Here is a 24,473-nt window from a genome sequence, read left to right as displayed (position 1 = left end):
GTTCGATGCCTGTCTAACCTAAATAATAACGGGAGACATCAATTCCGAAAGCACCCAACGCCAGGTCCCGTTTAATTTCATACTCGATTCCGGTAACGCTGGTTTCGGAAAGCCGCAGATCCAGCTGGCGAGGTGACTCATGGGGCTTTTTCTTGGCATCGAGAATCACCATGATTTTTGGACGGAAACGCTGTGTGCGATTATGTGCCAGCACGATGGCCACCTCACCGGTGTTGAGTTCAACTAGACTGCCGATCGGAAAAACACCGATAAACTGGCAGAACTGCTCCACTAGCGTGCTGTTGAGTCCACCCCTGGAATTCGTCTGTAATTCTCTTAGCGCCTCAAATGGCCTGAAGGCCGGCATATCACGCGCCGGTTCGATCAGGCTTTCGTAGCTGTCAATGACTGCCGCCATTCTCGCATAGGGATGGAGCTGATTGGCGAATAACCCCCGAGGATAGCCACTACCATTCTCGCGTTCATGGTGCTGAGCAACAATTGCCAGCACGGCTTCAGATATGTCTAGTGTCGTCGCCACAGAAGTTTCCCCGTACGCAACATGACGCTTGAAAATCTCGTGCTCGGCAGTACTCAATTTGCCGGTTTTTTTTTGAATTTCTACTGGCAGCTGCGCTTGTCCTACATCCATCAATAAGCCGCCCATTCCCAGTGCCGAGAGTTCTTCGCGTGGCAAGCCGAGGTGACGACCCAGTGCCAGCAGATAAACCGAAGAACGCACCGATTTTTCATACAGCTCATGCCGGGTTTTTCTCAATCGTGACAGTAGCAGTAGCGCATCCGGATTTCGCACTACACTTTCACGCAGTGACTCGACTACTTCCTTGGCGTGGCGATAATCCAGCTTGACACCGTGTTCGATATGCCCATGAATCTCCTCCAGCATGGAGATGCTGACCTCCAGTGCCTGTCGGGCGACCGGCAATTCGCGATCAACTGGATGAATATCGGTATAGCGTTGATTGCCATGAAATGGTGTGCGCTCGATTTTTTCCAGCTCGCCAGGTGTTATCTGATCACTAGCAGTTTTTTTTGACGTTAATACTTCTGGAGTATGGGAGCTGGCTTTAACGAGAATGATACGTTTCGGTTTGAAAGAAGCAGGAATGGTCGTCTCATCCACAAAAACCGTCTGGCAAAGCTGCGCAAGCTGATCGATATCCTCCTGTGACTGAATCATAACCCCTTCAAGCAAATAGGGTGTGCCCAGCCAAGGGCGATCCAGCTGGCTGACATACATGCCGAGCTGCAAATCATCGACGGATATCTCGAGGGCTGCCATATTGATCGTTAAAGTACCTGCAATTTTCTTTGGAAAAAATACGGTGAATATTTATTATTTTTCTGTCAACACAGCAAATACTTTATTGATTTCACCGATGCGTTCGTTGATTGCGGCAATTTTCACATTAATTCTGAGGCGATCAGGGCCAGATAAAGCATAGATTTTACTGTTATTTACGAGCTTCAGGATTTGGGTTGCCTCTACCGGTGGGTTCGGCATAAACTGTAGTTGAATTTGCTCGGCACTTGCATCGATGCGGATGATGCCCAGCTTCTTTGCCTTGATTCGTAAGCGATGACAATCTAGCAGTGCCCTGACAGGATTCGGCAGCAGGCCGAATCGATCAATCAGTTCGCGCTGGATGTCATCAAACTGCTCGTCATTCGTGCAGCTTGCCATGCGTTTATAGAGCACCAACCGCTCATGAATATCACCGCAATAATCGGCTGGCAGTAAGGTGGGCACATGCAACTTGATTTCGGCAGTAATTTCCAGCGGAACCTCGTCCTGTGCAGATTGCCCGGCCTGCAATGACTTGATTGCGGCGTCCAGCAGGGAATTATATAAACTGAATCCAATTTCCTGCATCTCGCCACTTTGCGATTCACCCAGCACCGCACCTGCGCCGCGAATTTCCAGGTCATGCATCGCCAGATAAAATCCTGATCCTAATTCTTCCATCGCCTGGATCGCTTCCAGCCGCTTGATCGCCTGTGTAGTCAGCGCGGCTTTGTCTGGAGTCAGCAGATAGGCATACGCCTGATGATGCGAGCGTCCTACCCGGCCGCGCAGTTGGTGCAGTTGCGCCAGGCCAAATTTGTCCGCACGGTGAATAATGATGGTGTTGACACTGGGGATGTCGATGCCGGTTTCGATGATGGTGGTGCACAGCAGCAGGTTGAAGCGCTGCTGGTAAAAATCGCGCATGACATGTTCGAGCTCGCTTTCGCGCATCTGGCCATGGGCAATATGGATACGTGCTTCGGGCAGCAGGCGGCTCAAGCGGGTATACATGTGCTCGATGGTGCTGACCTCGTTGTACAGGAAGTAAATCTGTCCGCCACGTTTCAGTTCACGTAGGCAGGCTTCCCGGATGATGCCTTCGGAAAAGGTATGTACAAAAGTTTTAATCGCCAGTCGTCTTTGCGGCGCGGTTGCAATAATTGAAAAATCGCGCAAGCCTTCCAGCGACATCGCTAGTGTGCGTGGAATCGGTGTCGCGGTTAACGTCAGCACATCCACTTCGGCGCGCAATTTTTTCAACTGCTCCTTGTGGCGCACACCAAAGCGGTGTTCTTCATCGATGATGACCAGACCGAGATTCTTGAATACCACCTTGTCCTGAATCAGTTTGTGCGTGCCGATGACGATATCAACCGTCCCGTTTGCCATCTCGCGCAGCGCTTCCGCTTGCTCGCGAGCAGAACGAAAACGGGATAATTCAGCAATCCTGACCGGCCATTGCTCGGCAACCAGGCCGAAACGATCCGAAAAGTTCTGAAAATGCTGCTCGGCGAGCAGGGTCGTGGGTACCAGTATTGCTACCTGCTTGCCGTTGGCCACCGCCATAAACGCTGCGCGCAGCGCTACCTCGGTTTTCCCAAACCCTACATCGCCGCAGATCAGGCGATCCATCGGTTTGCCGGATTGCATGTCCTGGAGAACCGAGTCAATCGCAGCAGCCTGATCAGGTGTTTCCTCGAAGCCGAAACCGTCGGCGAACACTTCGTAATCATGCTGATTCAGTCTGAATGCAAAACCCTGCCGCGCCGCCCGATGCGCGTAAAGATCAAGCAGCTCCGCTGCGGTGTCATGCGCCTGGCGCATGGCTTTACGCTTAGCTTTTTCCCACTGGCCGCTGCCGAGTTTGTGCAAAGGGGCATTTTCTGGTGCAGCGCCGCTATAACGGCCAATCAGGTGCAGTTGCGTCACCGGTACATACAATTTATCACCACCCTGATACTCCAGTGCGAGAAACTCGCTTTCTTCGTCACCGGGTTCCATGTTGACCAGTCCCAGATAGCGTCCAATGCCGTGCTGCTCATGCACTACCGGATCGCCAGGTTTGATTTCCGATAAATCCCGCAGAATCGCATCAGTTGAGATAGCCTTGCGCGCATCCCGGGTGCGCCGGTTCTGTACATGCGAGGAATAAAGCTCGTTTTCCGTCAGCAGTGCCAGCTTTTCCGCTGTCAGAATAAATCCGTTGTGCAGCGGGGCGATACCAAGCATGCAGGGTGCTGTATCGTTGACAAATGAAGCGAAATCTTCGCATAACGGCAGATCCAGACCATGCCCGCGCAGATACTCAAGCATTAGCTCACGACGTCCCATGCTTTCTGCCAGCAGCAATACCCGTCCGCCCGTGGCGCTAAAGGTGGTAATAAAAGCGGTCAGTTTCTCAATCGGGTTGGCAGCGCGTCGCTCTACCTGAATGGCAGGCAACGCGCTGGCTAACGGTTCTTCCTGTGCTTCTGCAAAGCTGTTTTGCAAGACGATCTTTTGGTGCTGTTTCAGGAAACCATAAAATCTGTCAGTTGTTAGAAACAGTTCCGTGGGAGGCAACAATGGTCGTTCGATATCGTGGCGCATCAGGTCATAACGCGAGCGCGTATCGCGCCAGAACTGTTCGATGGCCTGCCTGACGTCTCCATGTAGGCAAACTGGACTGCCAGACGGTAAATAATCGAAGAGGGTGGCGGTCTGCTCGAAGAATAGTGGCAGATAATATTCAATTCCGGCGGGCGTATTGCCTTTGCTGATCTCCTGATAGAGCTTGCTGCGGGTAGGATCGCCCTCAAATTTCTCCCGGTAATTGACGCGAAAACGGCTGCGCCCAGCCTCATCCAATGGGAATTCACGCGCTGGCAGCAAACGGATTTCCTTGACCGGGTATACGCTGCGCTGAGTATCGGCATCAAAGGTGCGGATAGTTTCGATTTCATCATCAAACAGATCGATGCGATACGGCAATGGGCTGCCCATTGGAAACAAATCAATCAATCCGCCGCGAATGCAATACTCTCCGGGCGAGACGACTTGTGAGGTATGAGTATAGCCTGCCAGCGTCATTTGACTGCGAAACGCGGTCAAATCCAGCACGCTACCTTTTTTGATAAAGAAAGAATACGCTGCAAGGTATTCCCTTGGTGGCATGGTATAGAGTGCGGTTGTTACCGGCACAATCAGCACGTCACAGGTATGGTGAGTTATCTGGTAAAACGTCGCCAGTCGTTCGGAAATCAGATCCTGATGCGGTGAAAAATTATCGTAAGGCAGGGTTTCCCAATCCGGCAGCAGATTCACCCGCTGTTCGGGCGCAAAGAAAGGAATTTCTTCCAGCAGTCTTTGCGCGTCCAACGCACTGGTAGTTACTATAGTGAAGGGTTTATCAGCCTGGCTGGTGCGTGCCAACCTGGCCAGCGTATAGGCATCACTCGACCCCTGAAAGGTAAAACTGGTACGCGACAAGTCACGAGAGATCACAGCGGTTTCCGCAGTCAGATTGTTAGGCATTAATTATGAACAGAAAGGGATTCGGTAAGTTCTGACGCAACCTCGTACCAGTGCGCCAACAATAACTGTAGACGGGTCTCGCCGTTATATTCATTGACTTGTAGACGGTAGACTGTCTGAATGATTGGTGGCAGCGCATCTGCATGAAAAAAAAGCATGGCATCATGTGTCTGCCGGACACCTGGTTTCCTTAGTTTTAGTTTTGAATGCTTTTCCCCGACGACACGTTGGCTTTCCACCTGGAAGCAGCCATTGAAACTGGGTTCGGAAAATCCCTGTCCCCACGCATGCTGCGCCAGATCGTGTGCCAACGCGAGCGTCATTTCCTCAGGTTTCAGTTCACCATCGGTTTCAATGACACGCTCCAGATCGGCCGGAGTCAACCAGTCCTGCGCAACCTGCTCGAATCCGGCACGAAATAATTCGAAATTCTGTTCTGCCAATGTCAGTCCCGCAGCCATCGCATGGCCACCAAATTTGGTCAGCAGTCCTGGATGGCGCTTGGCAACCAAGTCGAGCGCATCGCGTAGATTGAACCCAGGAATTGATCTACCAGAACCCTTGATATCACCAGTATTTCCCCGTGCAAAAACCAGTACGGGCCGGTGAAGCTGATCTTTGAGACGCGAGGCAATCAGGCCAATAACGCCCTGATGCCAATCCGGATGATACAGGCACAGGCTATAGTTCATCGGTTGATCATCACCCGGTGGGGCTGCCGCCAGTTGTTGCAGGTCAATATCAGCGAGCTTGCTCAAGGCTTCTGCGCGCATGCCGATCTCGATTTCACGGCGCTGCTGGTTCAGTTCGTCCAGTTGCACGGCAAGTTGCATTGCGGTGGATTCATCCGCCACCATCAAGCATTCTATTCCCTGGGACATGTCTTCCAGTCTGCCGGCAGCATTTAATCGAGGCGCAAGCATGAAACCCAGCTCATAGGTCGTAACACGTGACAGATCGCGCTTGGCAACCTGACATAATGCGCGGATACCAGGACAACACTGCCCTTTGCGAATACGCCGCAAACCCTGCTGCACCAGAATCTGGTTGACACCGTTGAGTCTGACGACATCAGCTACCGTTCCCAGTGCCACCAGATCAAGCAAATTGGCAAGGTTTGGTTCTTTATCATCTGCGGCAAACTGTCCCCGGTTGCGTAATTCGGCACGTAACGCAAGCATCACGTAAAAGATCACACCCACTCCGGCAAGCTGTTTGTCGGGAAAATCGCAACCTGGCTGATTGGGATTGACGATTACTGCCGCTTCAGGCAAATGTGCTCCCGGCAGATGATGGTCGGTGATATAAACGTCCATGCCCAGCGCTTTGGCAGCGGCAACTCCTTCTACGCTGGCGATACCGTTATCGACTGTGATCAGGATGTCCGGCCGGCTCGCACAGTTTGCTGCCAGCTCGACGATTTCAGGTGTCAGCCCATAACCATATTCAAAACGATTGGGTACCAGATAATCGACCACCGCACCAAACTGGCGCAGCGCACGCAATGCCACGGCGCAGGCGGTCGCGCCATCGGCATCGTAATCGGCGACAATGAGAAGCTTTTTTTGGGCGGCGATGGCATCCGCAAGCAACTGTGCGATACGCTGACTGTTTTTTAAACAAGTAAAGGGCGTTACTCTCGCCAGTGCGGTATCAAGTTCAGCCGGTCCTCCAATCCCACGGGCAGCCAGCACCCGCGCTAGCACAGGCGACAAACCATGTGCATGCAATGCGGCAAAAGCCGGGACAGGAAATTCACGAACAACGATACTGACCATAGTGCCAATATTTTAGCATCTGGCTGCAATAGGGCAGGGTAATTCACGGCATGCAAAAACAGAGTGCGCTACGCTTATTTCCTTATAGAGCACCTCTAAAAATTCAGAGTTCTAAACAAGGCTAGGCTCGAATAAAAAATATTTATGCAGCATATAATTGATAAATAGGGAATATTTTTTATAAGCAACACAGTATTATGATGAGATGGGGTAAACACGCAATCTCCGAAGGGGGTGCTCGCAAATGTAGATTTTTAGAGGTGCCCTTTATCTGCCCAGACTCCTGCCACTACGCTCAATTTCGAACTGCAGGAAATCCGCGAGTCGTCTGGCCTCGTTGATCTCGTCGTGTGGCACCAGCAAGTACCGCCACGACTTGGTGCCGACGGTTGCTGCGTGATCCGAAGCGTGCTTGCACCAGCGTGCAGCGGCAGCAGCCTTGGCCTGAACCTCTTGGGTGTTGATGTCGACTCTCGCCTTGGTTTCCACCATGAATATCATCGAGTTCGTTTCTGCCACGAAGTCAGGGATGTACTCCGGCTGCTCCGTGCCCAGCTTGTAATAGATTTGGAACTGTCCCTTGGCGGGTTTGAACCACTTCAAGGTATCGCGCTCCAGGATGATGGCAAAGCGGCGCTCGGTGTCAGAGTCAAATTTCTGCAGCGGATACAGGCACCGCGAGAAACCGCCGAATAGCATCTGCTTGATACGCCCGGTTTCGATCAACGTTTCACGGAAATGGTGCGCCGTCTGTCCTGCCGTGGCCGTGTAGTTGCAGGACTTCAGTTCGGTAAAGCCTCGACTGACCTGCACTTCGTACTCGGTCGCTTCTTCCCAAAAGTGCGCCATCATCTGCGCGTGAATCTCGCGGGCGATCAGGCGACGATCCCGATCCAGCACGCTGCGCGCCTCAATCTCGGACAGATACCCCAGCAGATGCTGAACCATTTGCCCCGCGAGGTCGTACAGCAGATCGGCATGGGTGAAGTAGTCGATGTCATCAAAGTCCACCAGTGCGTGGACGATGTAGTCTTCTGGCCGTTGCTCTTTAAGACCGACCTCGGATGCCAGCGTGTCTTGCTCGTTGGTGTGCAGGTTGTGAATGATGATCTCGCGCTCACCCGGCTGCAGGTGCAACTGGGCCACATCAAGCTTGAACGGATGAAAGCCAGTGGTGACTTCACCGGTCGGCACCACGGCGATGCGGGGAATGTCGATGGTCTGCTGAACGACAATCTCCGTCGTTTTTGCCACCACGGCTGACAGATCAAGCTTCGGCTGCCCGTCATCGACGCCCGCCAGCAAGTTGCCTTGCATCGGCTTCAAGCGCTCAGTGACTTCGGCCAGGATGGCTGATTGAACCTTGGGGGTGAGCAGTGCGCTGCTGGTGGGCACCAGATCGCGTCTGACTTCGTACTTTCCAATCACCTCCATCACGACGCGAGCTGCCTGTCGCTCCGCTTCCGTGGTGAAGACGGGGGCGGGTGCCGGGGCCGTCGGAGCCGTACCGGCGTTGGTCGGAGCACCGGCCACCACGGGCGCATCGGTCAGGCCCAGACGCGTCAATGCGCCCGAGCCAACTTGCACGCTGACTTTTTTATCGTCAGCGCTTGGCGCATCGAGGATGACTTGCTTCAGACGAATGGGCGAGTCGCCACGGTTCGCCTCGTCGATGATTTCCTGAAACTTGTCGTGTGCGACGATGTTCAGGCGATCCACCGCCGCCACACCGGTTCGCTTGCCGTAAGGTAGACGCAGGCCACGACCGATGGACTGCTCGATCAGCGTGCGGGCATTGGCAGCACGCAGCGGCACGATGGTGTAGAGGTTGGTCACGTCCCAGCCTTCCTTGAGCATATTGACGTGAATCACGATCTCGGTTGGCTCGTCCACGCTTTCTACTGCGAGCAGGCGCGTGATCATCTTTTCCTCTTCCGCACCCGTGCGGCTGGAGTCGACCTGAATCACCTTGCCCTGATAACGCGCATCAAAGAAGGCTTCCGATTCCAGAAGCGTCAAAAGTTGCCCAGCGTGAGTGGTATCGCGTGCGATCACAAGAATGAAAGGCTTCTCCACCTTGACGCCGTTCTCGCGGGCATAGGTCAACAATTCGACCTTGGTGGTCTCGTGCAGGCGCACACCATCCTCCAGTTTGATCTTTTCGATCTCCTCCGGCGTGTGCGCCTTGGCGTCGAAGTTGCGCTGGGTAACGACGGCAGGCTCTTTGACGAAACCATCTTCCATTGCCCGCGCTAACGGGTAGTCCATCACCACGTTTTTGAACGGCACGGGGCCGCGCGTGGATTCCACAAACGGTGTCGCCGTCACCTCGAGGCCGAACAGCGGCTTCAGCTCATTGATGGAGCGCACGCCAGCGCTGGCGCGATAACGGTGCGATTCGTCCATCAACAACACGAGATCTGACAGGTTTGCCAAATGATTGAAGTAGCTGTCTCCCAGCACCTCTTTCATCCGTTTAATGCGTGGTTCCTTGCCGCCCCGCACCTCGGAGTTGATTTTGGAGATGTTAAAAATGTTGATGCGCACGTCATGGGCGAAGCCCATCATCTGATCTTGAACAGCCGCGCCAGTCAGGTCGTAGTTGTCGCCGGTGATGATCAGCGGGGACTGCTGCGCAAACTCGGCAATGCCCTTGAACACGTATTTCGACGCGCTGCGCGTGAAGTCGGTGATCAGCTTGTTGTAGATTGTCAGGTTGGGGGCCAGTACGAAGAAGTTATTGATGCCGTGCGCCAGATGCAGGTACGCGATGAACGCGCCCATCAGGCGGGTCTTACCGACGCCGGTGGCGAGCGCGAAGCACAACGACGGAAACTCCCGCTCGAAGTCCTCCAGTGTTGGGAACTCAGCCTTCAGGGTGGAGAGAATCGCCGCCACATCCTGCTCATGACCGAGCAGATCTGGGGCGGCCTCAAGCGCACGCACCAATTTCGAGAGAGATTCCGCCTGTGGAGGCCGAAGAGACAATCGGCCGACAACTGCATTCAGGACGCGTGCGTTCATTATTCGTCCTCCCCAAGCAGTCCGCCCTGTCCGGGTGCGGCCTTCTTGATCTTCGAAGGTTTATTGGTACTGGCATCAGCAGTGAGTTCTGATTTCTCAATCTGAGCCATCGGCAGGTTTGCGACGTTCAAGCTATAGTCGTCGTGACCCCACTCGCAACGGGCCAACACCATCTTGGGGATCTTCTTCAGCGTCAGGTTTGGCCAGCGCTCAGATGCTTTGGCTGCAGTTACACTATGAAACGCGGCGCAGCACACCAGCAAGCTCTGGTCGGTGCCAACTTCGTCGGAGAGTGTTTGCAATTGTTCAGAAGAGAGGTTCTGTGTTGTAACGTAAATGAAATCACGCTCGCTGGAGTTTCCGTGCTGCCACCATTGGACCTCAGACGGTGCATAGGTAAACCCCTCAATCTTGCAGAGAGCCTCAGCCAAGTGCGCGGCGTTGTAATCGGGATTAACGACAGGGTTGCCCCAGCGATCGTTAATGATCAGGCTTGGGGCGAGCTTGTAGTAGCGGAAGCCGCCGCCGCCTTGCCAGTTCACAGCCTCGGTTATGCCGCCTTTGTCCTCACCGTCGATGACTTTTTTCAGGCGTGGAATGATGTGGGTGTGGCAGTGCTCTCCCAACTCGACCATGATCCAGCGGCGACCCATTTTATGGGCGACTGCGCCAGTTGTTCCAGAACCAGCAAAAGAGTCTATGACCCAATCTCCGGGCTGAGTCGATAGCGCTAATACCCTTTGAATGAGCCTTTCTGGCTTGGGAGTATCAAAATACTCTACATCAACGAACCCTCTTACCTCGCCACTCGCCTCGCGAGTAGTGCCAACGTCTGTTGAAAGCCACAAGGTTTCTGGAACCCGCCCTTCTTGATCAGCAAGATATATTTTTCGAATAATTCGCGACTCGTCAGCAGAGAATTTAATTTTCCCCTCCGCTAGCTCGCGCTCAAATGTGTCCTTACTGAATCTCCATCCTTTAGGCGGATGCTTAATTAGCTTTCCGCCTGGAGTTTCAATGTCATACATCAAATTCGGACGCACAAGAGAGTTCCTAACATCTCCTGCTCTCCATAAGCCTCTCGGGTCATTATCTGGATTTGAATAATTGACGTTGTGTTCTTCAGTGCGTGGCAAGTCTTTCAAAAGAAAACTATCTGATTTTTTATACGCCAAAACGTAGTTGTGATGAACTGAAAACTTACCGCTATATCCTTTTCCCTGAACGCTATGCTGCCAAATTGAAGAAGCAATAAAGTTTCTTCTACCAAAAATCTCATCGCATAGAACCTTGAGATAATGCGCTTCATTGTCATCAATCGTGATCCATAGCGAGCCATCTTCGGAAAGTAAGCGTCGAATAATCTCCAGCCGGTCACGCATCAATCCAAGCCAGATCGAATGCTCCAGTCCATCATCGTAATGGGTGAATGCACTGCCGGTGTTGTAGGGTGGATCGATGAAAACGCATTTCACCTTACCGGTAAATTCCTGCTCCAGTGCCTTCAGCGCCAGCAGGTTGTCGCCGAAGATCAACCGGTTATCAAAGATATCGTTGTCCGACACCCGATGCTTGGCGTGATAGGACTTATCCGGGTCTTCGACCAGGATGCGCGGCTCCAGCTTGGGGCGCTTCTCCTTGCCGATCCACGTGAGTTCTAGTTTTTGTTTGCTCATAATCTGTTTCTCATAATTGCGGCGCGCGGCTCGCTAAAAAATCAATCAGGCGCTTTCGTGGGTAAGCATCCGCCGCGCTGTGAATATTGCGCAGAGGGACTATCGCCGGATCAGCAGCCAGCGCGAAATGTTTTTCTAGCAAGTCGGCCAAGAAGGCTGTGACGTGGCTTTGGTTACGGAAGTAGGCCAGCGGCCCTTCGAAATGCAGACGTTGCCCCGCGAGGTCAAACATCTCTTGTCGGAGCTGGTCAAGTGGTTGGCTAATCAGCGCCGGAATCGTGGCCGGGTCAATGACGTTTGCCGCGCCAAGTCGATTACGCAAGCGCTTCATCATGGCCGCTGTGATGACATAGACACCGTGGCGGTAAACCAAGCGCTCCTGACTGCGCACGGGAGCAGTTTGCTCGTAGCCCAATACGAGGGGGCGAATGGCGCGATGACACAAGACCGCATTGATCAGCATCGCGCCCGTCAACGCAGCAGGAAACAGTGCCTGATATTCGGACGAGTCTGGATTGGCAAGTCTTGCAGGTTCGCTCTTTAACCAAACTACGTAGCGCGGATCGTTCTGCTGCAACGCCAGCGCTCGCAGTGCTTCGTCGAGCGTAATGGCCTTGGCACCAGTCGCTGCTACAACTTCGGGGCGGTAGTGATAGTCGAAGCCAAGGTGCGCAACCTCTTGCCGCAGGCGCTCTTGGTTCTCATCAAGCGACGCGAAGTTGGCCATTTGCACGGGGTTTTGATGGTTGCGAGCCTTGGTTACTCGCTTGCCAAACGGCCCATCAGCCGGAGCCTTGATCAAGGTGAGCATGACTTTCGCATCATCGATACTCTTGCCCGGATGCTGGCGTACAAACTCGGCGGCCGACGCCACCGTTTGCGCTCCGTTGATGATGGACAGGCCACGAACCTTGAACTTTTTGACGCCGCTTTTACTCGCCTTCGGATCGATCAGATCACAGACCGCCGTGACGCCGTTGTTGAGGTAAAAAAAGTCCTCGGGCTTGTCGTGCAAGGTCGCCTTGATGGCCTTGTTAACGTCGGACTTGCTGCTGCCCAGAAAGTAGCGGATGTTGCGCTCGTACAGCGCCTTGCCGTGGTTCTGATGCAGCGCGACCAGATCAGTCAGACGTGCCACACCGTAGTAGGTGGTGCGCGGTGTTTCGATTTTCTCGTATTTGTGCAGCGTGATATCGGTATGCACCGGCTGGTACGCTTGCTCGGCGAGCAGGTCGCGGGTGATTTCGGCCGCCGTGTAGTACTCCACCTGCTTCGCCAGCCGCTCTTCGTCGAGGTCTTCGTCATCGAGCAGTGCTTGCAAGGCATCGCTAGCAGTTTTGGAAACGCCGTCGCCCGTATAAGGAACCACGAGTTTGATGTGACTGCACGAGTCGAGCGCGGCCTCGAGATCGGTTTTGCGGTTCTGGACATTGGCATTGAATGCCGCGAAGTCCTGCTTGAGCAGGAGGCGCACACCTTCACAAAATGGCAGCACATCTTCCTGCTTGAATTGCTCCGACTCTTTCAGCTTGGTTTGCACCAGATAGAGCGTTTCAGACTTGGCGTCGTAATAGATGGCGTCAATGCCTTTGTCCTGAAAATCATCCACCACGGCGGCAGCAGCAATTTGGGGAGTCAGATCAAGCAACTTATGCAAGGCGAAGGCGCTAAACGCCCGTGAAAGCTGCTTGGCAGATTGGTCTGCGGCTGACTTCTTGGCATCCAGCAGTGGCGGCAGGAACGGGACGAACCGATCCGCCAGCACCTTCTTCAGAATGGTCATGTATTGAGGTTCGAGCGCCGCCATCACACCAACTCCCATTCGATGGTGAAGAGCGTTTGTTCCTCAACCTGCTGCTGCAGCTGGACTTCAAGCTGGGTGATGAGGTCGTTGCGCTGAGCCTCAATTTCATCCTGCCGACTAAAGAGTTCACGGCGTAGATTGCTGCGTTTGCCCTCAAGTTCACGCTGGCGCTTTTGCCAGTTCAGCTTTTCATCAAGCGTTGGGGCCGTGGCCGCTGTTCTGCGAATTTCTTTGATTTCTCGATCAATCTCTTTAATTGACTGCTCCAGCCCCAGCTTCAAATCGTCGGTCCACGCGTCGAGCTTTTCAACTTCCTGCTCAAAGTAGCCGAGATTGCGTTGATTGATCTCGCGCAGGACTTGCACCTTCCGGCCGTCCAGATCCGCTGCGAGCGTGCCGTCCATTGTCGAAAGAAGGCCAGCCGCTTTTTGGTGTGCGGGCAAGCGCAGCAATTTTTCCGGATCACCCTCGGAAAGTAGCAAGCCTTGGTCGGTGGCGGCGGCGACGATCAGATGCTGCTCCTGCTGGCCAAGTGCATCAACGGAAATCAGGTTGACCGTCAGCCATCCGGTTTGTCCCCGATGAGCTTTGAGCGTGCTGACCTGCGTGCCGTGAGCTTCGTAATCGAAAACCAGCCGAGCATTTGGCAAGTCGCGGGATTTGGCTTGTGCAATAACCCATTCGGCCAGCGGGTGGCCGATTCGATAAAGGTGAGAATCACCGCTGCGACGAGGCAGTTCATAGCACCCCAAAGGGATGGCAGCAGGCGCAACCCCCTCAAGGCCTGCGCAGGGCGATTGCCGCAATCTGAATCCATCGGCATCGAAATCAGCGCAATTTTGATACTGGCCAAGCTCTGCCCTGGTCAAATCCATCAGCATCCGCTCGTATCGGTTCCGTGCTTTGCTGCTGTCGCCGGCACGAATACGAAGTTTGTCCTGCACTTCTTCGTCGAAATTCTCCAGTAGAAGCTGGCGGGTCTTGACCATTGCTTCATTGATCTCACCGGACAGGTCGAGCTGCAATTGCTCGAAACTGCTCTTGATGGCTTCAGGGTCGCGACAGTTTTGGTAGATGTCAGCGATGCGTCGCTCGAAGTCCACGCCGGAGCCGATTGCGCCCAGCACTTCATCGCTGGCACCAAAAACGCCTTCAAAGAGCTGGAATTTCTGCGCCAGCAATTCGTACACACGCGCATCGGCCTCATTGCTGCGGTCGACAAAATTGACCACCACGACATCGAACTTCTGCCCGTACCGATGGCAGCGACCAATACGTTGTTCGATCCGCTGCGGATTCCAGGGCAGATCGTAGTTAATGACCAAGGAGCAGAACTGGAGGTTGATGCCTTCCGCGCCCGCCTCGGTCGCGATCATGACGGTGCCGCGCTCCTGAAAATGCTCGACCAAGGCAGCACGCGTATCAGCCGTCTTGGAGCCAGAGATTTTGTCGGTTCCCTTATGCCGCACCAGCCAATCCTTGTAGACCGCCTGAGCTCGAGCATCACTGTTCGTGCCGTTGAAGAGGACGATGCCCTCGCCGTGGTGCGTGTCAGCCAGCAGCGACAACAGGTACTCTTGCGTGCGCCGGGACTCCGTGAAAATAATTGCCTTCTTGGGTGCGCCCAACCGATCCAGTTCAGCAAATGCGCGCTCCAGGGCCGTCAAAAGTGCTTTGCCCTTAGCGTTGTCGCGGATGTCGGTCGCCAGTGATTTGAAGTGCCGAAGCTCCTCAATTTCCTGGGCTACGGCATCGCGCTCATTCCTCGCCGGGGGTGCGCTGCCGGAATCCTGATCATTCCACTCGTCGGCGCGCTCTTCTGCAATCGCATCGAGCGACTCATAGTCCTCGTCCAACGCTTCGGCGAGGTCGGGAATATTCGTGGTGTCATCGAGCACCCCTTGCAGTCGCTTGGCCATCGTTTCCAATGCGCCAGCGATTGCGTGGGTTGAAGAGGCGAGCAACTTCCACAACACCAACGAGATCAGTTGTCGCTGCCCATCCGGCAACGCTTTTAGATTCGGGCGACGCAGATAATCTGCGACGAGGGCAGACAGTTCGCGCTCCTCGGTCGACGGTGTAAATTCTTCAACGATGGCGCGGCGGGCCGTGTAGGGAACGTACTGCTGCACTTGCCGACGCAAGGTGCGTTTGCAGATTGGCGCAATACGAGAGCGCAGTGCGGCAAAGGCCTGCTCTCTGTTTGTTTGGGTGAATTGAGCACGAAAGCTATCGAGATCACCGAACACACGGTCGTCAATCATGCTCGCTAACCCATATAGTTCGAGCAAGGAGTTCTGTAGCGGCGTTGCTGTCAGAAGCACCTTTGAATGAACATGCGCGAGGGCTTCCTTGATCGTTTTGGCGATGACGTTGCTTGTCTTGTAAACATTGCGTAGCCGGTGCGCCTCGTCGAGCACGACCAGATCCCAGTTGATGTCCTTAATGTCGGCAGCCTTGGCCTTTGCAAACTGGTACGAGCAAATGATAGGCCCCGTTTGTGGCAAACCGGGCATCAAAAAGGGGTTCTGGCTTTCCTGTTTACGGATCGTGTTGTAGTTTTTGGTTTCAAGAATCAGGCTCTGCAGATTGAATTTATCCTGCAGTTCCTGGTGCCATTGCTTGCGCAAGTTAGCAGGGACGATGATCAGCAGGCGGCGACGGCGCTCGGCCCAGCGCTGTGAGATGACAAGACCCGCTTCAATCGTCTTTCCGAGTCCAACCTCGTCGGCCAGGATCACGCCGCGAGAAAGTGGGTTCGTGCAGGCGAACAATGCGGCCTCGACCTGGTGGGGGTTGAGATCGACCTGTGAGTCCACCAGAGTGGACGCCAACGATTCCACCGTGCCGCCGGCCGCACGTCGAGTCAGCAGCCAGGCGAAGTACTGGCCTTGGTGTGGTGTCAGAAGTGGCTGTGTTATCAACGACGACTTTCCTTTGGTTTTCTCAGGAATTTCATTCTGTTATTAGCTTGGTGCATACTTGCAATAGTATTGGCATACCATGTTATGGGTACCTCTAAAAATCCACATTTGCGAGCATCTCCTTCGGGGATTGCCTGTTTACCCCGTCTCGTCACAATGCTGTGCTGCTTATAAAAAATGTTTCCTTACATATCAATCATATGCTGCGTCAATATTTTTATTCGAGACTAGCTTTGTTTAGAGCTCTGAATTTTTAGAGGCGCCCTTATGGATTTTCCTCTTTTATTTCTGTAAGACATTCGTAAGAACCTGTCAAAAAGTCTGTCTGTTACTCTGCTGGATTGCGCTCACTTCCTTCATAGATGTGTTGGAATTGTCAGCGAACGTTCCGCTTAGGTGACAGGAGAGATTGAGAGATACGGTGATTATGACCTATTGCAGCACTGATCATGAGCCCGAGCCGCGCAACATCGTCGGACTACTGCAACGAGTTTACGCAATGCAATAGCATCGCTACGCTGGCGACAAACCATACGCAGTAATGTACCGCATAAGCCGGTGCCGGCAACTCATGAGCGACGATACTGACCATCGGAGGGTTACCAAATTTAACTAATTCTCCCACATTGCACCGCCATCTACTAGGTACCTGTCGAATTTAAGACTAGCCTACTGTGCCAGTGGGATAACGGCTCAGGTTTTCTCAATTTCTCGTTACAGAGTCTCGCTATGCGCCTAAAAATTGAGAAAATCTGCTCTCGTCCTTCCACTTGGCTCGCTACGATTGCTTAAGTCCGACAGACTCCCGGGAATTGGGTTGGGAGGCGAGGAATCGCTGTCCGCCCGGGTAAGACAATATGAAGAAAAGTTGGGGAGATAATACTTATGAAGCTTTATCAGCAGGAGATCAGACGGTCAGTCCCTTTGGATTGTATAGCTCAGCCTGACCGGCCGCACCACGAAGTGCCTGTAATGATTGTCTGGTCTGCCTCAGCCAATGGGCGAGGATAGTTTCGTTTGTCTGGTTCAACTGTTTGGCTGATTGGAGCAAGGCTTGGCATTGTTGGGCAATATTGGTCGTAGGTGGCAGTAAGACATTAAATTCCGCCGTTTCAATCTGAGAATTGCTGGCAGTCAATAACTGGCTGCGCTCTTCATGCAATTGCATCAGTTGGTTGACGATCGATATTTTCTTTATGCTCAACAAGGTAAGTACTTCAATATCTCCGTTGATCAGAGCGCCCTGCTCGCGCTTGAGCAGGGCAACAAAGGTTTCGGCATACTCAAGCTCAAGCTGCAGAATGCCATTTAATTCTTCTGTTTTCATTGCGGATCAATAGCAAGTATCACTTGCTGGATGTTTCCTGTCTTGCCAGAATTAGCTCCCTGACCGATTCAAGCAGGCGGTCAGCTACGACTTCAGGGTTGACTTTGAAGCGACCTTCGCTAATGGCAAGTTTGATTTCTGAAATTTTGGCCGTGTCGATAACTTCGCTACTGTTATTAAGCGCTTGTGCAAATGTGCCATTTGTACCGACATGTACGTTAGTCTCTGTCTTGGTAGCTGATTGTCTGGCCGGAGCAGAGTGATCTGTTTTTTTAGTTTCATTGCCAGCAACGATGCTTGCCCGATCGCGAGTGGTATGATTGATTTTCAAGGTTATATTCCTTTTGGTAATAGATGCCAGAGTAATGCATTGTTTAACGGTAACTGGTCGTGGAACTTTAGCGCTATTATTGTTCTTTCAAAAATGATGCTACGGATGGAGGCATCTCTAAAAATTCAGAGTTCTAAGCAAGACCAGGCGTGAATACAAAATGTTGACACAATATATATTTGACGGGAGTAAAAAACCTCCTATAAGAAATATCGGTGGCGTATAGGAAAAATAAAGGCCCTTTTTCATAAGAACCGAATGTACCGAGAAACGGTTTGGTCGTCAACCTGACCAGAAAGCCATCCGAAATTCGTAAAATTTGTATCCAATCAGCAGCAAAAAGTGCCGACTCTGCTTCATTCTTTCCTTCACATCAAAGATGCGCAAGGAGGGATGTCGACGCATTCAGGACATGAACAGAAAAGATCGACCTGGTTCAGACGACAAACGCGAAAGGATCAAAAACCTAGTAACTGTAGTTTTCAGCATGCTGCCGCCTGAAACATCAATCCCGTGTGTCCGCACATTTTATGAAAATGGATAGCAGACCAGTTTTCTTCGGCCACGCTAATTTCGGCAGCATCATTTTTTGAGCTTGCCGGCTATCCAACAACTAGCGCAAATGAGTGGTGCCGTCGAAGCAGATGAGACGTTCTTTCTTGAATCCTTAAAGGGGAAACGTCACTTGTTCAGGATTGCTCGAAAGCTGTTTGGACCGGCGCAGAATGATTGATCGCCTCGGCCAAGATATCATACCAACAGCTTGTTTTATCTGATCTTATGGAAGGCTAAGGTAGTTTCAACGGCTAATTGCGACATGGCTTTTTAGTAATGGGCAATGCCCGGAAATTGCTTGGCGGCATGATAAATCATCTAGGTAATTGGATGCCTGCCGCAAATACTCTAGAAACGTCTGCGTTACAATCGACAACTGCTTGCCGGATGGATACGCAAAGTACCAATGTCGTTCAATGGGGAATCCTTCAACATCAAGTATCGCAAGTTGCCCCATCGGCGCATCAAGTGCTAAGGTATGCCGAGATAAGACAGCGATACCCAATCTGCCGATAATAGCCTGCTTAATCGCTTCGTTGCTGCCCAATTCCATGCGGACCTTCAATTTATAGCCATGTTCTAGAAAAAATCGCTCTGTTGCCATTCTCGTTCCAGAGCCCGGTTCACGCATGACAAAGCGTTCATCGCAGATGCGCTCAATGCTGATCTTTTTTTCGCGAGACAATGGGTGATCGGCGGATGCCAGCACAACCAACGGGTTGTCCAAAAATACTTCCGCTACGGCATCAACAGCATCCGGGACTTGCCCCAAGATATATAGATCGTCTTGATTACTGCTTAATCTTTCCAGAACCCGCTCGCGATTCGTCACTATCAGTGCAACGTCTATGCCGGGATATTCCTGGCAAAACATGCCCAATAAACGTGGCGTAAAATATTTCGCGGTAGTGATCACCGCAAGCCGCAGTTTTCCTGATTTCAAGCCTTTCATATCCGACGCGATCATTTCAAAACGGGAAAAATGCTCAAAAACTCCCAGGCAGGTTTGATATAGCTCTTTTCCAGCATCGGTCAGATAGATTTTTTTACCAATTTGTTCAAACAAAGGTAGTCCAATATCATCTGTCAGCTTCTTAATTTGCATCGATACCGTCGGCTGTGTCAAGAATAACTCTTCGGCGGCACGAGTAAAGCTTTTCAAGCGAGCAATCGCTTCAAAAACCTCAAGTTGTCGCAAAGTGCTGTGACGCATGAGTCTCTCCTTTTATTATTGGCCAATAAAGAATCTATCATAGATAGAAGTCTATCTAAACAATAGAAACATTTGATTGTTATTTATGGTTCAAAAATTCTACTATATTTTCACCCGCTGATATCTACTTCCTAACTAAAGTTTACGGCGCGGGTTTTTCAATAACTTGGAGAAAATTATGACTTCAGAAACCATTAAAGAAGGTAAAGAACGTTACAAATCCGGCGTCATTCCGTACAAAAAAATGGGCTATTGGGAACCCGATTACAAACCAAAGGACACCGATGTTATTGCCATGTTCCGGATTACTCCGCAGCCAGGCGTAGATCATGAAGAGGCAGCTGCTGCAGTTGCAGGCGAATCTTCCACCGCGACCTGGACCGTTGTCTGGACTGATCGGCTAACCGCTTGTGAACTTTATCGTGCCAAAGCATATAAGTCCGAGCTGGTGCCAAACACGGGGCCAGGTACTGACAACGAAGCACAATACTTTGCCTATATTGCTTATGATATCGATTTATTCGAAGAAGGCTCAATCGCAAACTTAACCGCTTCCATTATTGGTAACGTATTTGGCTTCAAAGCAGTCAAAGCACTGCGCCTTGAAGATATGCGTATTCCAGTAGCTTACCTCAAAACTTTCCAGGGTCCTGCAACCGGTATCGTGGTTGAGCGTGAACGCTTGGATAAATTTGGCCGCCCATTACTTGGCGCCACCACTAAACCAAAACTGGGTCTCTCGGGCAGGAACTACGGTCGTGTAGTTTATGAAGGGCTTAAAGGCGGCCTGGATTTCATGAAAGATGATGAGAATATTAATTCACAGCCTTTTATGCATTGGCGCGATCGTTTTCTGTATTGCATGGAAGCAGTGAATAAAGCATCTGCGGCCACGGGTGAAGTCAAAGGGCATTATCTGAATGTTACGGCCGGCACGATGGAAGACATGTATGAAAGAGCGGAGTTTGCAAAATCTCTGGGTTCAGTCATTGTCATGATCGATCTGGTGGTCGGCTACACCGCGATTCAGTCGATGGCAAAGTGGGCACGTAGGAACGACATGATATTGCATCTGCATCGCGCAGGTAATTCGACCTATTCGCGCCAAAAAAATCACGGCATGAACTTCCGTGTGATTTGTAAATGGATGCGTATGGCGGGTGTCGATCATATTCATGCAGGCACCGTTGTGGGCAAGCTCGAAGGTGATCCGCTGATGATCAAGGGCTTTTACGACACCTTGCGCGAAACACATACTGACAAAAGTCTGGAACATGGATTGTTCTTTGATCAAGACTGGGCATCATTGAATAAATGTATGCCGGTTGCTTCAGGGGGTATTCATGCAGGCCAGATGCATCAGTTGATCGATTATCTCGGCGAAGATGTGATACTGCAGTTCGGTGGCGGTACCATTGGACACCCTCAAGGCATTCAGGCTGGGGCAGTAGCAAACCGTGTCGCACTCGAAGCGATGGTTCTTGCTCGTAATGAAGGCCGAGATTACGTCAAAGAAGGGCCGCAAATTCTTGCCGATGCCGCCAAGTGGTGTACGCCGCTCAAACAAGCGTTGGATACGTGGAAAGATGTCACCTTTAACTATGATTCTACGGATACCGCTGACTTTGTGCCATCCACGACTGCAAGCGTTTAACCATTTTAGGAGAAACAATTATGATGACCAATATCGGTAGCGTACTTACACAGGGGCAGTTTTCTTTCCTGCCTCCGTTGACTGACAAGCAAATTTCAACACAGCTCAAGTATGCGTTGAACAATGGCTGGGCAATCGGAATTGAATATACGGACGATCCTCATCCACGTAACACGTACTGGGAAATGTTTGGTAATCCTATGTTTGACTTGAAAGATCCGGCAGGAATTTTGATGGAAATTAATAGCTGCCGCAAAACTTTTCCAAATCACTATATCCGTGTAACTGCGTTTAACTCAGAACGCGGCGTTGAGAGTCCAACAATGTCATATATAGTCAATCGGCCGGAGAAAGAACCGGGTTTTCGTTTAGTACGCCAAGAGGGTGCGGGACGGAGCGTTAGTTATACTATTCACTCCTATGCAACCGACAAACCGGAAGCTGAACGCTACTAGCGGCAAGCCATTCCTCTCTTCCTTAAGAAGAGAGGAATAATTAACTACGCAAAAGTAGCCGCATAATAAATTTCTTTGCATTCAACAAAAAGTCCTAATTATTAAATTAATACAATAGATATATACTGCCAGTATCTATCCTATAGAGATGATCAGACATGTCTAAGCAAACTAAAAACTTAACATCGACTCAAGATACATCGATTGATTTGGATGCAGAGTTCCAAGCGTCTAATATCCAGGAAGTGCTGGATAAGCTAGATCGGGAGTTGATTGGTTTAATCCCTGTGAAAACTCGCATTCGTGAAACCGCAGCATTGTTGCTGGTCGATCGCGTTCGCAAAAAACTAGAATTATCTGCAGGTGCACCCAGTCTGCACATGTGTTTTACTGGGAATCCTGGTACGGGAAAAACGACGGTAGCTCTGCGTATGGCAGAAATCTTACACCGCTTGGGCTATGTACGTGAAGGGCATCTGGTTTCGGTAACTCGAGATGACTTGGTCGGCCAATATATTGGACATACCGCACCAAAAACAAAAGAAGTAATTAAAAAAGCGATGGGGGGAGTTCTTTTCATCGATGAGGCCTATTACCTTTATAAGCCGGAGAACGAACGTGATTATGGCGCAGAATCAATAGAAATTCTGCTGCAAACGATGGAAAATAACCGTGAAGATTTGGTCGTTATTCTGGCGGGGTATAAAGATCGCATGGATAAATTCTTTCATAGCAATCCCGGCATGCGCTCGCGTATAGCGCACCACATAGATTTTCCGGATTATGGTGCAGATGAGTTGGTCGCGATCGCCAAGTTAATGCTAGCAAGCCAGAATTACAGCTTCAGTACAGCCGGGGAAGAGGCGTTCGGGAAATATATTCGCCTGCGTATGAAGTCAGAGCATTTTGCCAATGCGCGCTCGGTTCGTAACGCGCTTGATCGTGCTCGGTTGCGGCAAGCAAATCGACTATTTTCCGGAACAAAGAAATCACTATCCAAAACTGATCTCATCACATTAGAAGCGGAAGATATTTTGGCGAGTCGCGTTTTTCTTGAAAGTGCCTCGGATATTGAGCCCAAAACAAAAAATAAAAAATAAAAATTACAATATCTTGATAGCGATGGAAACGCTGACTCTCCCTTGGCGAGTTTTTCCCAAAACGATGGAATCGGCTTGTTATAACCGCGGGCGACTTGCGCTGCTACGCTTAGGCTGTCCACTGCGAGTTACATTACAGCAGCATCGTGGATTAGAAGTCATTCTAGACAAGGCCATGTGGCTATGTGTAGATAGTAATACAGATGATCAGCCCATTCTGGCATGGCGCGAGTTTCAGATTCGTGGGCGACATAGTTTACACCTGCCCGTTTCTTGTGAATTGTGGCTATACCATAGCTGCGCAGGCCTTATCATGGGGTCGGCTCTGGATGATTTGGATCAGGCACTTGAAGGAATCATGCGTTGAGCTAATTTTTATTCACACCCCTAAATTTCAGAGGATAAAAATGCCACTTGTAGATATGCGCGATATGTTGAAGCATGCTTATCAAAATAACTACGCAATTGGTGGTTTTGGACTGGTAAGCTTGGACTTCTTGGAAGCTATTATCATGACAGCCGAGCTCTGTCGTTCACCAGTTATTCTCAATCTTTCTGAGCCGCTCTTCCATCAACATGATTTTGGTCTGATTATGCCGGCTGTCGAACGAGCTGCGCATCACGCCAAAGTGCCGGTTGCTATCCATTTTGATCATGCAAAGAAGCATGAATCCATCGTTCAAGCGATTAATCTTGGTTGCAACAGTGTCATGCTGGATGTTTCTTCAGAAACATTTCCAGTCAATATCACTCAAACCAGTCGTGTTACAGAAGTAGCGCATGCCTGCGGGACAGCAGTTGAAGGGATACTCGGTTTTGTAGGTGGTGTGGAGGGAGAAAATGCAATCAATAATCTGGGAGAAGTCGTCTATACCTCTTCAGAAGAAGCTAAAGTGTATGTTGAGCGCACCAAAATTGATTTCCTTGCTGTTTCCGTTGGTACAATCCATGGCCGCCAGCCCAGTCGCAGCACTAAATTAGACTTCAAACGCCTGAAGCGCATTAACGATGAACTCGACATTCCGCTGGTGCTGCATGGCGGAAGTGGATTAGTTGAAGAGCAGTACCATAAGCTGATTTTAAATGGTGTTGCTAAAATTAACTGTTACACGGAACTTTCCGATATCGCTGCCGCAGTAATTCGTTTAAATATTCAAAAAAGCAACAAAAAGGGCTATATCGAATCATTGTGCGGTGTTAAAGAAAGCCTCCAAGAAAAAATCAAATTGTATATGCATCTCTGGGGATCAGCGGGCCGCGCAGCTGAAGTTTTGATTCAGTGCCGTCCTTGGCAGCCTGTAGAACAAATCATTATTTGTAATGTCGAGAGTCGTTATATTCAGCAGCTTGATACGCTGACTGAACAGGCACGTAAAACTTTAGCGACAATTCCGGGTGTGCGCCAGGTTTTCTCGGGCTGGGCATTATCAGACTCGGGGCAATATCGCCTTTGTTGGCGAATCCAACTGGCGCACGCGGATGTTATCAACAGTTACCAATCTCACCCGCACTATAATGCCTTCTACAATCAAATATCCCACTCGACTGATCCTAAAAAGATCAACACTACTTTTGCTGCAACGCTATCCGGCACAAACCATCAATTGAAAGAATCTGTAACCGCATAATCTATCCTTAAGTTCCATAGAGTCAGGGGGCTTTAGGGCACCTCTAAAAGTCAACATTTCGTCACAATACTGCGCCACTTATAAGAAATGTTCTTATATATTTTATAGTTAATGTGTAAGAACATTTCTTATTTTGTGGTTGGTCTTGTTTAAATCTCTGAGTTTTTAGAGGTGCTCAGATA

Annotated in this window: 15 protein-coding genes; 5 read left to right on the top strand and 10 right to left on the bottom strand. The window is 50.9% G+C overall.

Features of this window, described 5'->3' with window-relative positions; translation table 11 throughout:
- Positions 1-13: 13 nt before the first annotated feature.
- From NSMM_RS10210 to NSMM_RS10165, 10 genes are all read right to left on the bottom strand, one after another.
- A complete protein-coding gene (locus tag NSMM_RS10210; RefSeq protein WP_090287148.1) occupies positions 14-1,303 on the bottom strand; it encodes a cyclic di-GMP phosphodiesterase in 1,290 nt (429 codons plus the stop codon).
- A gap of 54 nt (positions 1,304-1,357) precedes the next feature.
- A complete protein-coding gene (mfd, locus tag NSMM_RS10205; RefSeq protein ID WP_090287146.1) occupies positions 1,358-4,822 on the bottom strand; it encodes a transcription-repair coupling factor in 3,465 nt (1,154 codons plus the stop codon).
- Positions 4,822-6,600: a single-stranded-DNA-specific exonuclease RecJ gene (gene recJ, locus NSMM_RS10200; protein WP_090287144.1), complete on the bottom strand. Its 1,779-nt coding sequence runs from the start codon at positions 6,598-6,600 to the stop codon at positions 4,822-4,824. Before recJ ends, mfd begins: the two co-directional genes overlap by 1 nt.
- A gap of 267 nt (positions 6,601-6,867) precedes the next feature.
- Entirely contained in the window at positions 6,868-9,624 is a 2,757-nt protein-coding gene (locus tag NSMM_RS10195) for a DEAD/DEAH box helicase (RefSeq protein WP_090287142.1), read from the bottom strand.
- Positions 9,624-11,300, bottom strand: a complete 1,677-nt coding sequence (locus NSMM_RS10190; RefSeq protein ID WP_090287141.1) for a site-specific DNA-methyltransferase — start codon at positions 11,298-11,300, stop codon at positions 9,624-9,626. The genes NSMM_RS10195 and NSMM_RS10190 overlap by 1 nt, the downstream gene beginning before the upstream one ends.
- Positions 11,301-11,310: 10 nt before the next feature.
- A complete protein-coding gene (locus tag NSMM_RS10185; protein WP_090287222.1) occupies positions 11,311-13,107 on the bottom strand; it encodes an AIPR family protein in 1,797 nt (598 codons plus the stop codon).
- Positions 13,107-16,028 (bottom strand): SNF2-related protein, encoded by a 2,922-nt coding sequence (locus NSMM_RS10180; RefSeq protein ID WP_090287139.1) that lies wholly within the window; start codon positions 16,026-16,028, stop codon positions 13,107-13,109. Before NSMM_RS10180 ends, NSMM_RS10185 begins: the two co-directional genes overlap by 1 nt.
- A gap of 907 nt (positions 16,029-16,935) precedes the next feature.
- Entirely contained in the window at positions 16,936-17,355 is a 420-nt protein-coding gene (locus NSMM_RS10175) for a flagella synthesis protein FlgN (RefSeq protein ID WP_090287137.1), read from the bottom strand.
- A 19-nt stretch (positions 17,356-17,374) separates the two neighbouring features.
- Positions 17,375-17,686 (bottom strand): flagellar biosynthesis anti-sigma factor FlgM, encoded by a 312-nt coding sequence (gene flgM, locus NSMM_RS10170; RefSeq protein WP_245654765.1) that lies wholly within the window; start codon positions 17,684-17,686, stop codon positions 17,375-17,377.
- Positions 17,687-18,485: 799 nt separating this feature from the next.
- Positions 18,486-19,454 (bottom strand): LysR family transcriptional regulator, encoded by a 969-nt coding sequence (locus NSMM_RS10165; protein ID WP_090287132.1) that lies wholly within the window; start codon positions 19,452-19,454, stop codon positions 18,486-18,488.
- A 178-nt stretch (positions 19,455-19,632) separates the two neighbouring features.
- On the opposite strand from NSMM_RS10165, the gene NSMM_RS10160 reads away from it, so the two are divergent.
- The 5 genes from NSMM_RS10160 to NSMM_RS10140 all read left to right on the top strand — a co-directional run bounded on the left by NSMM_RS10160 (position 19,633) and on the right by NSMM_RS10140 (position 24,291).
- On the top strand, positions 19,633-21,108 hold the full coding sequence (locus tag NSMM_RS10160) for a ribulose-bisphosphate carboxylase large subunit (protein WP_090287130.1): 1,476 nt from the start codon (positions 19,633-19,635) through the stop codon (positions 21,106-21,108).
- A gap of 20 nt (positions 21,109-21,128) precedes the next feature.
- Positions 21,129-21,563: a ribulose bisphosphate carboxylase small subunit gene (locus NSMM_RS10155; RefSeq protein ID WP_090287128.1), complete on the top strand. Its 435-nt coding sequence runs from the start codon at positions 21,129-21,131 to the stop codon at positions 21,561-21,563.
- A gap of 158 nt (positions 21,564-21,721) precedes the next feature.
- Positions 21,722-22,663, top strand: coding sequence for a CbbX protein (gene cbbX, locus NSMM_RS10150; RefSeq protein WP_090287126.1), 942 nt, complete (start codon positions 21,722-21,724; stop codon positions 22,661-22,663).
- A 22-nt stretch (positions 22,664-22,685) separates the two neighbouring features.
- A complete protein-coding gene (locus NSMM_RS10145) occupies positions 22,686-23,030 on the top strand; it encodes a hypothetical protein (RefSeq protein ID WP_090287124.1) in 345 nt (114 codons plus the stop codon).
- A 40-nt stretch (positions 23,031-23,070) separates the two neighbouring features.
- Positions 23,071-24,291 carry a class II fructose-bisphosphate aldolase gene (locus tag NSMM_RS10140; protein WP_090287122.1) on the top strand — a complete coding sequence of 407 codons (1,221 nt, stop codon included), beginning with the start codon at positions 23,071-23,073 and terminating at the stop codon, positions 24,289-24,291.
- Positions 24,292-24,473: the final 182 nt, after the last annotated feature.

Source organism: Nitrosomonas mobilis, from assembly GCF_900103035.1.
Taxonomy (GTDB): Bacteria; Pseudomonadota; Gammaproteobacteria; order Burkholderiales; family Nitrosomonadaceae; genus Nitrosomonas; species Nitrosomonas mobilis.
Note: the sequence above shows the minus strand (reverse complement) of the source record. Positions and strands in the feature narration are given on the sequence as shown.

Coding starts and splice junctions, on each gene's coding strand:
- NSMM_RS10145 (WP_090287124.1), top strand. CDS start 22,686: ATGGAAACGCTGACTCTCCCTTGGCGAGTTTTTCCCAAAACGATGGAA.
- NSMM_RS10160 (WP_090287130.1), top strand. CDS start 19,633: ATGACTTCAGAAACCATTAAAGAAGGTAAAGAACGTTACAAATCCGGC.
- NSMM_RS10185 (WP_090287222.1), bottom strand. CDS start 13,107: ATGGCGGCGCTCGAACCTCAATACATGACCATTCTGAAGAAGGTGCTG.
- NSMM_RS10155 (WP_090287128.1), top strand. CDS start 21,129: ATGATGACCAATATCGGTAGCGTACTTACACAGGGGCAGTTTTCTTTC.
- NSMM_RS10195 (WP_090287142.1), bottom strand. CDS start 9,624: ATGAACGCACGCGTCCTGAATGCAGTTGTCGGCCGATTGTCTCTTCGG.
- NSMM_RS10140 (WP_090287122.1), top strand. CDS start 23,071: ATGCCACTTGTAGATATGCGCGATATGTTGAAGCATGCTTATCAAAAT.
- recJ (WP_090287144.1), bottom strand. CDS start 6,600: ATGGTCAGTATCGTTGTTCGTGAATTTCCTGTCCCGGCTTTTGCCGCA.
- NSMM_RS10175 (WP_090287137.1), bottom strand. CDS start 17,355: ATGAAAACAGAAGAATTAAATGGCATTCTGCAGCTTGAGCTTGAGTAT.
- NSMM_RS10165 (WP_090287132.1), bottom strand. CDS start 19,454: ATGCGTCACAGCACTTTGCGACAACTTGAGGTTTTTGAAGCGATTGCT.
- mfd (WP_090287146.1), bottom strand. CDS start 4,822: ATGCCTAACAATCTGACTGCGGAAACCGCTGTGATCTCTCGTGACTTG.
- cbbX (WP_090287126.1), top strand. CDS start 21,722: ATGTCTAAGCAAACTAAAAACTTAACATCGACTCAAGATACATCGATT.
- NSMM_RS10210 (WP_090287148.1), bottom strand. CDS start 1,303: ATGGCAGCCCTCGAGATATCCGTCGATGATTTGCAGCTCGGCATGTAT.
- NSMM_RS10190 (WP_090287141.1), bottom strand. CDS start 11,300: ATGAGCAAACAAAAACTAGAACTCACGTGGATCGGCAAGGAGAAGCGC.